The following is a 12943-nucleotide window of genomic DNA, read 5'->3' as shown; positions in this document are numbered from 1 at the left end:
TCTGTACTGCCGTCGACGCTTGCGGCCGCATTTGCTTCTTTACTTGCGGCGTTCCAGGTAAAAGCCAAGGGCTCAATTACTGAAACTTCAAGGCCGAGACGTTTTCGCTGCGTTCAGTGGCAATCGGCGTGATGGTCGTGATGTGCAGCCCGCATTCCTTCGTATCGCGCGACTCCCACCACCAGCGCCCTGCCCGGCTATCTTCACCGGGACGGATAGCGCGCGTACACGGTTCGCAGCCAATGCTCGGGTAGCCGCGTGCGTGCAGCGGATTGACCGGCACGTCGAAAGCCTTAAGGTAATCCCAAACTTCGGCTTCGGTCCAGTCCGTCAGCGGATTGAACTTGGCGATATTGCGCGCTGCATCAAGTTCTTCCGCATGCAGTTCGGCACGCGTGACCGACTGCTCGCGACGCTGACCGGTCACCCATGCGCTCACATCAGACAGCGCGCGGTTCAGCGGCTCGACCTTGCGGATTTCGCAGCAACGCTTGCGCAGATCGACGCTTTCATAAAACGCGTTCAGACCATGCGACGCGACGTATTCGTCGACGGCGGCAGCTTGCGGATGGAACTGTTCGATCTCGTAGCCATAACGCTCTTTCACGCGATCAAGCATGCCCACGGTTTCCGCATGCAGACGCCCCGTGTTCAGCGAGAAGATGCCGATCTTCACGCCGCGCGACAGGATCGCGTGCGTGAGCAGCATGTCTTCCGCTGCGAGGCTGCTGGCGAGCTTCACGTTCGCGTGACGCGCGGCGATCGAGTCGAGCAGCGCATCGAGGCGCTCGACCTTCGCAGCAAGTTCCGGCGTGAGCGATTGAACTTCGCTCATGCTGAAACCTTGCCGAGTTCGCCCGCTTCACGGCGGCGGAACAGCGGCGACGGGTTATCCACCGCGCCTTGATAGTTGAAGCTGAATTCGTCGAACGCTTTCAGCGCGTCTTCGAAGTCTTTGTCTTCACGCAGTGCATACGCGTCGAAACCGCAGCGGAACATGAACGTGATCTGGTCGCGCAGCACGTCGCCGATCGCGCGCAGTTCGCCCTTGTAGCCATAGCGTTCGCGCAGCAGGCGGCCGATGCTATAGCCGCGGCCGTCGCGGAACACCGGGAAGTCCACGCCGATCAGCGCGATCTTGTCGAAGTCGGCGACGATATCCGCCGGTTCGCTGTCCGGCGCGAGCCACACGCCGATTTCCGCCGCGCCGCGCGATGCGGCCAGCGCGTCGCGTTCCGCCTGCCACAATGCGAGCGGCACCAGCACCTTGCCTGCGGGCAAGTCGTTCACTGCCGGCAGCGAGCCGTCTTCTGCCGGGCGCACGACCGTCCAGTCATCGTTGACGATCGCGCGATTCTTGATGATAGAAGCCATCTGTTCAGTATCCTTTTCGCGGTTACGCGTGAGCCGGTTGACGCGAGGCGTACACACGTTCCTTGAACGGGGCCATGCCGATGCGGTTGTACGTTTCGATGAAGCGCTCGCCTTCGTGGCGGTTTTCAACGAACGTATCGATCACTTTGCTCATCACGTCCGGCATTTCTTCCGCCGAGAACGACGGGCCGATCACACGGCCAAGGTGTGCGCCAGTCGCGCCCGAACCCTGTTCGCCGCCGAGCGTCACCTGATACCACTCCGAGCCGTCCTTATCGACGCCCAGAATGCCGATGTTGCCGATGTGGTGGTGACCGCACGCGTTGATGCAACCCGAGATGTTCAGCGACACATCGCCGAGGTCGTACACGTAGTCGAGATCGTTGAAACGCTCCTGAATCGCGAGCGCGATCGGAATCGACTTCGCGTTGGCCAGCGAGCAGAAATCGCCGCCCGGGCACGCGATGATGTCGGTCAGCAAGCCGATATTCGGCGTCGCGAAACCTTGCGACTTCGCCTTTTCCCACAGCGCAAACAGGTCGCGCTTCTTGACGTTCGCGAGAATCAGGTTCTGTTCGTGCGACACGCGGATTTCACCGAGCGAATACTCGTCGGCCCAATCGGCGACCGCTTCCATCTGCGTGTCGGTTGCGTCGCCCGGGGCGATCGTGGTCGGCTTCAACGACAGCGTGACCGACGAATAGCCCTCGACCTTGTGCGGACGCACGTTACGCTCGACCCAGCGCGCGAACGCACGGTTTTCCAGCAGATGCTTTTCGAACGACGCGTCGGTGTCCGGCAGCTTGTCGTAGACCGGCGGCTGGAAGTACTGCACCACGCGATCCACTTCGGTTTGCGTCAGCGTCGCCGGGCCGTCCTTCAGGTGCTGCCATTCTTCTTCGACCTGCGCCGAGAATTTCTCCGGGCTCAGCGCCTTCACGAGAATCTTGATGCGCGCCTTGTACATGTTGTCGCGGCGGCCGTAGCGGTTGTACACACGCAGCACGGCTTCGCAATACGTCAACAGATGCTGCCAAGGCAGATCGCGGCGGATGATCGCGCCGATGATCGGCGTACGGCCCATGCCGCCGCCGGCCAGAATGTCGGCAACCAGCTCGCCCTGCTCGTTCTTCTTCAGATACACGCCCATGTCGTGAATCTGCACGGCCGCGCGGTCTTCTTTCGAACCCGACACGGCGATCTTGAACTTACGCGGCAGCCACGCGAATTCCGGGTGGAAAGTCGACCATTGACGCAGGATTTCCGCCCACGGACGCGGATCGACCACTTCATCCGGTGCGACGCCCGCGAACTGGTCGGCGGTGATGTTGCGGATGCAATTGCCCGAGGTCTGAATGCCGTGCATCTGCACGGCGGCGAGCTTGCGCAGGATTTCCGGCGTTTCTTCGAGCTTGATCCAGTTGTACTGGATGTTCGAGCGCGTCGAGAAGTGGCCGTAGCCGCGATCGTGTTCGCGCGCGATTTGCGCGAGCACGCGCATCTGGTCGCTGCGCAGATTGCCGTAAGGAATCGCGATGCGGTGCATGTAAGCGTGGCGCTGATAGTACAGGCCGTTCTGCAGACGCAGCGGACGAAACTCCTCTTCGCTCAATTCGCCCGACAAGCGGCGGCGAACCTGATCGGCGTATTGCGCGACCCGTTCATCGACGATGGTCTGGTCGTACTGATCGTATTGGTACATTCGGGGACCCCAATTTTTTGCGTGACACACGGCGGTCGCGTTCCGCCGCGCCTTGAATTCTGTCTTAGTCAGCAACCGCAAACGAGCGTTTAGACCCATCTCTCATTTGCTTATGACAAATACAGATATCCATATTGAAAAAGATGGACAGATCGTAATAAACTCGCCTTATATTTCAAACGACTAAAAAATTCTTTTTATATGCGGAGAGGTTATATATGAACCTGCACCAATTCCGCTTCGTCCGCGAGGCCGTTCGTCAGAATTTCAATCTGACCGAAGCAGCCAAGGCGCTGTTTACAAGCCAGCCGGGCGTCTCGAAGGCGATCATCGAGCTGGAAGACGAGCTGGGCGTCGAAATCTTCACCCGGCACGGCAAACGCGTACGCTCGCTCACCGAGCCGGGACGCATCATATTGCAATCGGTCGAGAAAATCCTGCAGGAGGTCGAGAGCCTCAAGCGGGTCGGCAAGGACTACGCGGCGCAGGATCAGGGCAATCTCGTGATCGCCGCGACCCACACGCAGGCCCGCTACTCACTTCCGGCCGCGATCGCCGAATTCAAGAAGCGCTTTCCGAAGGTTCACCTTTCAATTCTGCAAGGCAGCCCGACCCAGGTCGCGGAAATGGTGCTGCACGATCAGGCCGATCTCGCGATCGCCACCGAGGCCATCGCCAACTATAAGGAACTGGTGTCGCTGCCCTGCTTCCAGTGGCACCACATCGCGGTGATGCAGCCCGATCATCCTTTGCTGGACCGCAAACTTTTGTCGCTGGATGATCTGACCCAATATCCGCTGATTACGTACGACAACGCGTTTGCCGGCCGCACCAAGATCAACGAGGCGTTCCGGCTGCGCGGGCTGCATCCGGACATCGTGCTGGAGGCGATCGACGCCGACGTGATCAAGACCTACGTGGAATTGGGTCTGGGCGTCGGCATCATGGCGGATATCGCGTTCAATGCCGAGCGCGACCGTCATCTGCGGGCGATGCCGGTCGGGCATCTGTTCGGCAGCAATGTGACGCGGGTGGCGCTGAAACAGGGCGCGTACCTGCGGAGTTACGTGTACACGCTCGTCGAGCTGCTGTCGCCGAGCATGAACCGCAAGCTGATCGAACAGGCGCTGAAGGGCGAACACGAAACTTACGAGCTTTGACAACGGCTTTAAAAGCAGCACGCTTCCCGCAACGGAGACCCTCTCGATGACGTCGCATAACAACAGACTTCGCGGCCTGGCCGCTCTCGGCGCGCTGTTGCTCGCCACCGCAGCACACGCCGACATCAAGGTCGGCATCGATCTGTCGAGCACCGGCCCGGCGGCCGTGATCGGCATCACCAGCAAGAACGCAATGCTGATGTGGCCCGCGACGATCGCCGGTCAGAAAGCCGATTACATCTTCCTCGACGACGCGTCGGACCCGGGCGCGGCCGTGCGCAACATCCGCAAGCTGATCAACGAGGATCATGTCGACGTGATCGTCGGCCCGAACATCACGCCGGCCGCGATGGCCGCGCTCGATCCGGTGGCTGAAAGCCAGACGCCGATGATTACGCTGATCGGTTCGGCCAGCGTCGTCGAGCCGCAGGAAGGCAAGAAGGTCTGGGCTTACAAGATGGCGCAGACCGACAGCGCGATGGCCGACGTGATGACGCGCTACATGTCGAACCACAACGTGAAGACGGTGGGCTTCATCGGTTTCGCAGACGGTTACGGCGAAAGCTGGCTCAACGAATTCAGCAAGTTCGCGGCGCTGCGCCATATTCAACTGGTGGCGACCGAGCGCTATAACCGCACCGACGCGAGCGTCACCGGCCAGGTGCTGAAGGTGATGTCAGCAAAGCCCGACGCGATCCTGATCGCCGGTGCAGGCACGCCGACTGTGTTGCCGCAGCGCACGCTGATCGAGCGCGGCTATAAAGGCCCGATTTATCAGACGCACGGCATTGCGACGCCGGAGTTCATCAAGCTCGGCGGCAAGGACGTGGAAGGCACGCTGTTCCCGACGCAGCCGGTGGTCGTCGCGCGCACGTTGCCGGCGGATCATCCGGCGAAAAAGGCGGCGCTTGCGTTCGCCAACGAGTACGAGGCGAAGTACGGCGCGGGCAGCGTGACGCAATTCGCAGGCGATGCAGCGGGCGTTTATCCGCGCTTGCAGGATGCGGTGGCGCGCGCGTTGAAGACTGCGCAGCCTGGCACGCCTGCGTTCCGCGTCGCGTTGCGCGATGAACTCGAGCACGCGCATGAACTCGTCGTGCCGAACGGCGTGGTCAGCACCAGCGCGAAGGATCACGTGGGTCTCGATCAGCGAGCCAGCGTGATGGGGATCATTAAAAACGGCAAGTTCGTTTATCTGAGCCAGTAATCGCGAACGCGGCGCCTCGTCGCTACGCGAGGAGGCGCCGCCATGATCGTGATGTTGCCGTTGTAACGCGCGGCGTCGGCGAAATTGTTAAAGTAGCAATCTTTACCTGAGCCGCACTCCATATCATGCGCACTACCCGAGCCATCCACGCCGTCGAACGCCTGAAGACGCGTAGCGCCAATCCGCAGTTCGCAGCGATCAGCCTGTCAGGCGGTCTTTTTTACCTCGTCGACAAATCGAGCGGCGTCGACAAGAAAGTCTCCGATCCGCTGACACTCGACGACTTCGTCAAGTTCGTCGATGCATTCGGTCCGCAGAAACCGCGTAAGGCGAGCAAGCTCGATATCGCGTTCGAAGAGCAGATCAGGAAGAGCAAGGGCGGTTGACCCGCCCTCAGACACGCTCACGCTTAAGCCCGAATCCGCACCGCACTCACGCGTTCGCAATCTCCTGCCATTGCCCATCGGCCGCGCTGCTTGCCAGCACGGCGTCGATAAAGCGCAAACCGTCCACACCGTCGTCCACTGTCGTCAGCAACCGGCTTTCCGGCGGTAGGGCTCGGCCCTCGTCCAGCGCTTCGATCTGCAACGCCGCGTCCTTGTACAACTGCGCGAACGCTTCCAGATAGCCCTCGGGATGCCCCGGCGGCACGCGTGTCGCGTGCGCGGCAATCGCACTGTTCACGCGACCGCGCATCAGCCGTTGCGCCGAACCGCCAAGCGGCGTGAACCACAATTCGTTCGGATTCTCCTGATCGAAAGCGATACCCGCCTTCGTTCCATATACCCGCAGACGCAGCGCATTCTCCGCGCCGCTCGCCACCTGGCTCGCCCACAACATGCCGCGCGCGCCGTTCGCATAGCGCAGCATCGCCTGCACGTGATCGTCGATGCGCCGTCCGGGCACGAACGTGTGCAACTCCGCGGCGAGCGTCTGCGGCTTCATCCCGGTGACGAAGGCGGCCAGGTGATACGCGTGCGTGCCGATATCGCCCAGACAGCCCGCCGGGCCCGCTAATGACGGGTCGGTTCGCCAGCCCGCCTGTTTGTTCGTGCCGCTCGCTTCGACCGGTTCGGCGAGCCAGTCCTGCGCGTATTCGATCTGCACCACGCGTATCTCGCCCAGTTCGCCGCGCTCGATCAACTCGCGCGCGTGACGCACCATCGGATAGCCGGAATACGTATGCGTCAGCGCAAAAAGTCTGTTCTTCTCGCGAGCGAGCCTCGCAAGCGCCTCGCCTTCGGCCAGCGAAATGGCGAGCGGCTTGTCGCACACGACATGAATGCCGGCCTCGAGAAACGCGGTCGCGACCGGCGCATGCAAATGATTCGGCGTGACGATCGCAACCGCGTCGATACCGTCGTCGCGCGCGGCTTCGGCGCGCGCCATCTCGCGCCAGTCCGTGTAGCTTCGCGCGATTCCGGCTTCGTCGGCACTCGCCTGCGCGCGCTGCGGATCGGACGACAACGCGCCCGCCACCAGTTCGAAACGATCGTCGAGCCGCGCCGCGATCCGATGCACCGCGCCGATAAATGCGCCCTGCCCGCCGCCGACCATCCCCAGCCTGAGCTTTCTGTCTGGCATTGCTTTCATGCTCCTGCTAATGCTTCTGCTAATGGCGCCTGTTTAACCGCTGCAAGCGGAGATCAAATGCCGAGCACGCGTTTCAACTGAGCGGCATCGACACCGCTGCCCGCGAAATCGTCGAACGCATGCTCGGCCACGCGGATGATGTGCCGCCGGATAAACTCGGCGCCTTCGCGCGCACCGTCGTGCGGATGCTTCAGCGCGCATTCCCATTCGAGCACGGCCCAGCCGGGAAAATCGAATTGCGCCATCTTCGAGAAGATCGCGCCGAAATCGATCTGTCCATCGCCGAGCGAGCGGAAGCGGCCCGCGCGTTCGACCCATCCGCTGTAGCCGCCATACACACCCTGCTTGCCGCTCGGCCGGAACTCGGCATCTTTCACATGAAACGCCTTGATGCGCTCGTGATAGATGTCGATGAACGCGAGATAGTCGAGTTGCTGCAGGACGAAATGGCTCGGGTCGTACAGGATATTGGCGCGCGGATGCTGCTTCACCGCGTCGAGAAAACGCTCGAATGTCACGCCGTCGTGCAGGTCTTCGCCCGGGTGCAATTCGTAGCACACGTCTACGCCGGCTTCGTCGAACGCATCGAGAATCGGGGTCCAGCGGCGCGCGAGTTCGTCGAATGCGGCTTCCACGAGACCCGCCGGACGTTGCGGCCACGGATAAAGATAAGGCCACGCCAACGCACCCGAAAACGTCACGTGCGCATTCAGACCCAATCGCTGCGATGCTTTCGCCGCGAGCTTCAGCTGATCGATGGCCCATTGCGTGCGCGCAGCGGAATCGCCGCGCACATGCGGCGCTGCAAAGCCGTCGAACAACGTGTCATACGCGGGATGCACCGCGACCAGTTGACCTTGCAGATGCGTCGACAACTCGGTGATCTCGACACCCGCCCGGTCGGCGGTCTCGCGCAATTCGTCGCAATACGTCTGACTCGCGGCGGCCTCGCCAAGATCGATCAGGCGCGGGTCGCACGGCACCTGAATGCCCTTGAAGCCGAGACCCGCTGCCCAGCCCGCGAGATGCGCGAGGTTGTCGAACGGCACTTCGTCGCCCATGAACTGAGCGAGGAAAATCGCCGGTCCCTTGATGGTTTTCATCGTGCGGTTCCTCGAACGATGGCGCGCCCGCAGCGCCTTTGCGACCGAAACGCGGCGAGCGCACCCGGATACTCATGGCCGGAACATCAGAACGGCGAGTCCGGGAAATAGAACTGCTGCGCGTTTTCCTTCGTGATCAGCACCGACGGAATGATCGTCGTGGCCGGCAGCTTTTCGCCCTTCAGACGCGCTTCGGCGGTCAGCTTGATTGCGTCGTAGATGAATTTCGGCGAGTACGACACGTCGGCCTTGATCATCGGCGCGCCGTCCATCACGTTCTTCACCATGCCCTTCGAGCCCGCGCCACCGAACACGATCTTGATGTCGCTGCGTTTGGCCTGATCGATCGCCTTGATCACGCCGACCGCCATGTCGTCGTCGGCCGCCCAGACGGCGTCGATGTGCTTGAAGCGCGTCAGGTAATCCTGCATCGTCTTGAACGCGTCGTCGCGATTCCAGTTCGCGTACTTCGCGTCGAGAATCTTCATCTCCGGATAGTTCTTGATCACGTTGGTGAACGCGGTCCAGCGCTCGTTATCGAGCGTCGTCGGAATGCCGCGCAGCGCGACGATGTTGCCCTTTCCGCCCAACTCCTTCGCGAGAAACTCGGCGGGAATCTTGCCGAATGCGGTGTTGTCGCCCGCGACGTAGGCATCCTGCGCGCTGGTGTCGGTCAGGCCGCGATCGACCACCGTCACGTACACGCCTTTCTTCTTCACCTGCGCGACCGGCTGCGTGAGCGACGCCGATTCGAACGGGAAAATCACCAGCGCGTTGATCTTGTTGACCGTCACCAGATCCTGCAACTGGTTCGCCTGTTCGGGCGCGCCGGCAGCGGTTTTCACGATCACCTTCAGATCGGGATGCTCTTTCTCGAGATCGGCTTTCGCCTTGTTCGCCCACCACACGATGCCGCCCGTGAAGCCGTGATCGGCAGTCGGAATCGCGACGCCCAGCGTGACTTTGTCATCGGCACGCGCGACGCCTGCCGTACCCAGTATCCCCAACGCCAGCATGCCGGCGCCGACCGCTCGAATGACGTGCTTCATGGTTGTGTCTCCAATAGTGAGGCTTTCGTGCGCCCCGATTTTTCGGACCTGCCTTTGCTGCTGTTGCTATTACTGCCGCCGTTGTTGCAACTTGAAGCTATCGCCGTCCGCGCTGCACGAACGCGACGAAAATAATCACCACGCCCTGCACCGCCGCGTTCAGATACACGCTGATGATGCTGGTCAGATTCAGAATATTGGCGATCACCGACAGCAGGATCGCGCCGATCACAGTGCCGATCACGCGCCCTTCGCCGCCTTTGAGCGCGGTGCCGCCGACCACCACCGAGGCGATCGCTTCGAGTTCCCACAGAAGGCCCGTGGTCGGCGTGGCCGAACCGAGGCGCGGCACGTACAACACCGTGGCGACGCCCACGCAGATTCCGAGCAGCACGTACGTGACGATCTTCACGGTATCGACGCGAATCGCCGCATAGCGCGCGACCTGTTCGTTCGAACCGATCGCCTGCACGTGCCGTCCGAATGCCGTGCGATTGAGGATCAACGCGCCGCCTGCCGCGACCACGAGAAACACCCAGATCGGTACCGGTACACCGAACAGGCTCGCGTAATACACCGGTCCATAAAGATCGGATAACGAATTATCGAGCGTCAGCGCGCCGCCGTCGGCGAGCCACGTCAACACCGCGCGAAAGATGCCCAGCGTCCCCAGCGTGACGATGAACGGCTCGATGCGTCCTTTTGTAATCAGCAGGCCGTGCGCGCAGCCGAACAGTCCGCCGAGCAGAAGCGCGGCGGCGATCCCGATCGCCAGAATCGCAAGCGGCGCGAGCGCGTGCCCGGCGGCGCCCGCAGCCAGCCCGTTCATCAGCCAGATCATGCTGCCCGCGATTAGCGCGGCCATCGATCCGACCGACAGATCGATGCCGCCCGAGATGATCACGAAGGTCATCCCCACTGCGATGATGCCGATGAACGACGTGCGCGTGAGCACGTTCATCATGTTGTCGACGGTGGCGAAATCGCGGTTCAGCAGCGTGCCGATCACGCACAACAGGATCAGCCCGACGAGCGGCCCCAACGCATACAGTCGATGCGCGACACGCAGCGCGCGGCCGGATTGCACGGCTTCAGTGGGTGCCGGTCGCATGAGCGATCAACTCCTCTTCGGTCAGATGATCGAGCGTCAACGTGGCTTGCAGACGCCCCGCGCGCATCACGGCGACGCGGTGGCACAAGCCGATCAGCTCGATCAGTTCGGATGAAATGACGATCACCGCGCGGCCCTGCGCGGCGAGACGATGGATCAGAAAATAGATGTCGCGTTTCGCGCCGACATCGACGCCGCGCGTCGGCTCGTCGAGCACGATCACGTTCGGATCGGGCTGCAGGAACTTGGCGAGCGCGAGCTTCTGCTGATTGCCGCCCGACAGCATGCGCGCGCGGCTCGACAGGTCGCCGGTGCGAATGCCGAATTCGCTGACGGCTTTCGTTAATGCTTCACGTCCCGCTTTCATATCGAGCAAGGGATGCGCGTAGCGTTCGAGCGTCATCAGCGTGACGTTGTCCTGCAGGCTCAGGTTCACGTGCAGACCCTTGCCTTTGCGGTCTTCGCTGAGATACGTGAGGCCGTGGCGCATCGCGTCGCGCGGGTTGTTCAGATCGGCGGGACGGCCTGCTATTTCGATTTGCCCTTGCGTGCGCTTGCGCAAGCCGATGATCGCTTCGAACGCTTCCGTGCGGCCCGCGCCAACGAGGCCCGCGAAGCCGAGCACTTCGCCCGCGCGCACATCGAAGCTGAGGTCGTCGACCCAATCCGGCACCGCGAGTCCGGTCACTTTTAGCGCGAGCGGCGCATCGGCGGGGACAGTGAGCTTGTCGGGGAACATGTCGGACAGCTCGCGGCCGACCATCAGATTCGCCATCTGCTGGCGCGCCAACCCCGCCGTTTCGTTGCGAGCGACGAAACGGCCGTCGCGCATCACGATCACTTCGTCGGTGATGCGCTCCACTTCGTCGAGCTTGTGCGAGATGTAGACGATGGTCACACCATCGGCTTTCAGCTTCGCCATCAACGTGAACAGCCGCTCGGTTTCGGACGGCGTGAGCGTGGCAGTCGGTTCGTCCATGATCAGGAGACGCGCGCGGCGCGACAGCGCTTTCGCGATTTCCACCATCTGCTTTTCCGCGACGATCAGTTCGCGCACCTTCGTGTCGGGCGCTTTTTCGAGGCCCACCTGCGCGAGATAACGCGCGGCCTCGGCGCGCATCGCGGTGTCGTCGACGAACCAGCCGCGCCGCTTTTCGTGGCCGAGATACATGTTCTGCGCGATCGTCAGATGCTCGGCGAGATTGAACTCCTGGTGGATCAGCACGATGCCTTGCGCCTCGGCATCGCGCGAACCGATGAACTGCTGCGGGTGGCCGTCGACCAGCAGCGTGCCCGACGTCGCGGTTTCGTAACCGGCGAGAATCTTCATCAACGTCGATTTACCCGCGCCGTTTTCGCCGAGCAAACCGTAGATGCGCCCCGGCGCCAGTTCGAAACTCACGCCGTGCAGCACGCGCACCGGGCCGAAGTCTTTGCGGATGTCGTCGAAACGGATCGCGAGGCTCATGTTCATGCGCTCCCGCGAATCACGAGCCGGTGCGGCAACAGCACGCCTGGCACGTTCGCCAATGGATTCGCGAGCCGCTGCAACAGCAGACGCGCGGCCGTCTCTCCGAGTTCGCGCATCGGTTGCGCGATGGTTGTGAGCGGCGGATCGATTTGCGCGGCGAGCGAGATGTCGTCGAAGCCGACCACGGCGACGTCGTCCGGCACCCGCTTGCCGACGCTGCGCAAACCGTGGATCACGCCGATCGCCAGCGTGTCGGACACCGCGAAGATCGCACTAGGCGCGTGCGTCTGCTGCGTCAACGTCACCGCCGCCGACGCGCCCGCTTCGTAGTCGAGACTGTTCAGGTTCATACGCCACGCAGGGTCGGGGGCAATGCCCGCATCGGTCAATGCGTCCAGATAGCCCTGCTGACGCTGGCGCGCGTACAGGTAATCGACATCGGAATTGATCAGGCCGACGCGCCGGTGGCCGCGTGCGAGCAGATGCCGCACGGCGTCGCCTGCGGCGCGGTAATTGTCGATGCCGACATACGGCACCCGTACCGACGGATCGAACTCGCAGCACGCGACCCACGGCAGCGCATGCGAGGCCTCGCCAAGGGCCTGCTGGATCGTCGCCGGATCGAGACAGATCGCGCCGTCGGCACGGCGGCGGCGCAGCAGGTCGAAGTAGCTGCGTTCGCGGCCCGGGTCCGCGCCGGTGTCGCATAGCAGCATGAAGTAGCCGTGCTGACGCGCGACGCTGTCGATGCCGCGCACGATCTCCGCGTAAAACGGATTGCCCACGTCCGGAACCATGGTCAGCAGCAGGCGGCTTTCGGCGGTGCGCAGATTGCGCGCGAGTTCGTTGACGCGATAGCCGCTGGCGTCGACGGCGGCGAGCACTTTGTCGCGCGTGGCGGGCCGCACGTTTTCGTGGCCGTTGAGCACGCGCGAAACCGTCGCCACCGAGACCCCCGCCTGCTCCGCGACACCCGCAATCGACAGGCTCCCGGTCCCGCTCAATGAGCGGATTTCAGGCTGGACAGGCACCCCGGAAGCCTCCGCGGGAACCGCTTTGGACGACGTTCTGGACAAGTGGACTCGCCTCGCAAATGTAATCGATTACATTCTTGGGCGATGAAAGCGGGAATCGCAAGGACTGTTCGCTAGGGATTAATACGGGGGACGACGC

12 protein-coding genes are annotated in these 12943 nt (G+C 62.3%); 3 read left to right on the top strand and 9 right to left on the bottom strand.

Annotation, left to right across the window (positions count from 1 at the left end; all coding sequences use genetic code 11):
• Nucleotides 1-76 precede the first annotated feature (76 nt).
• The 3 genes from BLS41_RS04925 to BLS41_RS04915 are packed head-to-tail and all read right to left on the bottom strand — an operon-like array spanning nucleotide 77 to nucleotide 3076.
• Nucleotides 77-835: a phosphoadenylyl-sulfate reductase gene (locus BLS41_RS04925; RefSeq protein ID WP_074763276.1), complete on the bottom strand. Its 759-nt coding sequence runs from the start codon at nucleotides 833-835 to the stop codon at nucleotides 77-79.
• The gene (locus tag BLS41_RS04920; protein WP_074763275.1) at nucleotides 832-1374 is read right to left on the bottom strand and encodes a DUF934 domain-containing protein; all 543 of its coding nucleotides are present in this window, start codon (nucleotides 1372-1374) and stop codon (nucleotides 832-834) included. The genes BLS41_RS04925 and BLS41_RS04920 overlap by 4 nt, the downstream gene beginning before the upstream one ends.
• A 22-nt stretch (nucleotides 1375-1396) precedes the next feature.
• Complete coding sequence (locus tag BLS41_RS04915; RefSeq protein ID WP_074763274.1) at nucleotides 1397-3076, bottom strand: nitrite/sulfite reductase; 1680 nt, start codon at nucleotides 3074-3076, stop codon at nucleotides 1397-1399.
• A gap of 218 nt (nucleotides 3077-3294) precedes the next feature.
• On the opposite strand from BLS41_RS04915, the gene BLS41_RS04910 reads away from it, so the two are divergent.
• The 3 genes from BLS41_RS04910 to BLS41_RS04900 all read left to right on the top strand — a co-directional run bounded on the left by BLS41_RS04910 (nucleotide 3295) and on the right by BLS41_RS04900 (nucleotide 5829).
• A complete protein-coding gene (locus BLS41_RS04910) occupies nucleotides 3295-4236 on the top strand; it encodes a CysB family HTH-type transcriptional regulator (RefSeq protein ID WP_042327765.1) in 942 nt (313 codons plus the stop codon).
• A 46-nt stretch (nucleotides 4237-4282) separates the two neighbouring features.
• Nucleotides 4283-5443 carry an ABC transporter substrate-binding protein gene (locus BLS41_RS04905; RefSeq protein ID WP_074763273.1) on the top strand — a complete coding sequence of 387 codons (1161 nt, stop codon included), beginning with the start codon at nucleotides 4283-4285 and terminating at the stop codon, nucleotides 5441-5443.
• Between the two features lie 125 nt (nucleotides 5444-5568).
• Nucleotides 5569-5829 (top strand): hypothetical protein, encoded by a 261-nt coding sequence (locus tag BLS41_RS04900; protein ID WP_074763272.1) that lies wholly within the window; start codon nucleotides 5569-5571, stop codon nucleotides 5827-5829.
• A 46-nt stretch (nucleotides 5830-5875) separates the two neighbouring features.
• Here the strand turns inward: BLS41_RS04900 and BLS41_RS04895 are convergent, their stop codons facing one another.
• The 6 genes from BLS41_RS04895 to BLS41_RS04870 all read right to left on the bottom strand — a co-directional run bounded on the left by BLS41_RS04895 (nucleotide 5876) and on the right by BLS41_RS04870 (nucleotide 12846).
• A complete protein-coding gene (locus tag BLS41_RS04895) occupies nucleotides 5876-7027 on the bottom strand; it encodes a Gfo/Idh/MocA family protein (RefSeq protein WP_074763271.1) in 1152 nt (383 codons plus the stop codon).
• Between the two features lie 62 nt (nucleotides 7028-7089).
• On the bottom strand, nucleotides 7090-8139 hold the full coding sequence (locus BLS41_RS04890) for a sugar phosphate isomerase/epimerase family protein (RefSeq protein WP_074763270.1): 1050 nt from the start codon (nucleotides 8137-8139) through the stop codon (nucleotides 7090-7092).
• Nucleotides 8140-8225: 86 nt separating this feature from the next.
• On the bottom strand, nucleotides 8226-9188 hold the full coding sequence (locus BLS41_RS04885; RefSeq protein ID WP_074763269.1) for a substrate-binding domain-containing protein: 963 nt from the start codon (nucleotides 9186-9188) through the stop codon (nucleotides 8226-8228).
• 97 nt (nucleotides 9189-9285) lie between these two features.
• Complete coding sequence (locus BLS41_RS04880) at nucleotides 9286-10299, bottom strand: ABC transporter permease (protein WP_074763268.1); 1014 nt, start codon at nucleotides 10297-10299, stop codon at nucleotides 9286-9288.
• Nucleotides 10280-11767, bottom strand: coding sequence for a sugar ABC transporter ATP-binding protein (locus BLS41_RS04875; protein ID WP_074763267.1), 1488 nt, complete (start codon nucleotides 11765-11767; stop codon nucleotides 10280-10282). Before BLS41_RS04875 ends, BLS41_RS04880 begins: the two co-directional genes overlap by 20 nt.
• Before the next feature lie 2 nt (nucleotides 11768-11769).
• Nucleotides 11770-12846, bottom strand: a complete 1077-nt coding sequence (locus BLS41_RS04870) for a LacI family DNA-binding transcriptional regulator (protein WP_074763266.1) — start codon at nucleotides 12844-12846, stop codon at nucleotides 11770-11772.
• Nucleotides 12847-12943: the final 97 nt, after the last annotated feature.

The organism is Paraburkholderia fungorum, assembly GCF_900099835.1.
GTDB lineage: Bacteria > Pseudomonadota > Gammaproteobacteria > Burkholderiales > Burkholderiaceae > Paraburkholderia > Paraburkholderia fungorum_A.
The sequence above is the reverse complement of the archived record's forward strand: the minus strand, read 5'-3'. Positions and strand labels throughout refer to the sequence as shown.

Bases quoted from the DNA above. Each gene is read 5' to 3' on its own strand.
- BLS41_RS04925 (WP_074763276.1), bottom strand. From the start codon at position 835: ATGAGCGAAGTTCAATCGCTCACGCCGGAACTTGCTGCGAAGGTCGAG.
- BLS41_RS04920 (WP_074763275.1), bottom strand. From the start codon at position 1,374: ATGGCTTCTATCATCAAGAATCGCGCGATCGTCAACGATGACTGGACG.
- BLS41_RS04915 (WP_074763274.1), bottom strand. From the start codon at position 3,076: ATGTACCAATACGATCAGTACGACCAGACCATCGTCGATGAACGGGTC.
- BLS41_RS04910 (WP_042327765.1), top strand. From the start codon at position 3,295: ATGAACCTGCACCAATTCCGCTTCGTCCGCGAGGCCGTTCGTCAGAAT.
- BLS41_RS04905 (WP_074763273.1), top strand. From the start codon at position 4,283: ATGACGTCGCATAACAACAGACTTCGCGGCCTGGCCGCTCTCGGCGCG.
- BLS41_RS04900 (WP_074763272.1), top strand. From the start codon at position 5,569: ATGCGCACTACCCGAGCCATCCACGCCGTCGAACGCCTGAAGACGCGT.
- BLS41_RS04895 (WP_074763271.1), bottom strand. From the start codon at position 7,027: ATGCCAGACAGAAAGCTCAGGCTGGGGATGGTCGGCGGCGGGCAGGGC.
- BLS41_RS04890 (WP_074763270.1), bottom strand. From the start codon at position 8,139: ATGAAAACCATCAAGGGACCGGCGATTTTCCTCGCTCAGTTCATGGGC.
- BLS41_RS04885 (WP_074763269.1), bottom strand. From the start codon at position 9,188: ATGAAGCACGTCATTCGAGCGGTCGGCGCCGGCATGCTGGCGTTGGGG.
- BLS41_RS04880 (WP_074763268.1), bottom strand. From the start codon at position 10,299: ATGCGACCGGCACCCACTGAAGCCGTGCAATCCGGCCGCGCGCTGCGT.
- BLS41_RS04875 (WP_074763267.1), bottom strand. From the start codon at position 11,767: ATGAGCCTCGCGATCCGTTTCGACGACATCCGCAAAGACTTCGGCCCG.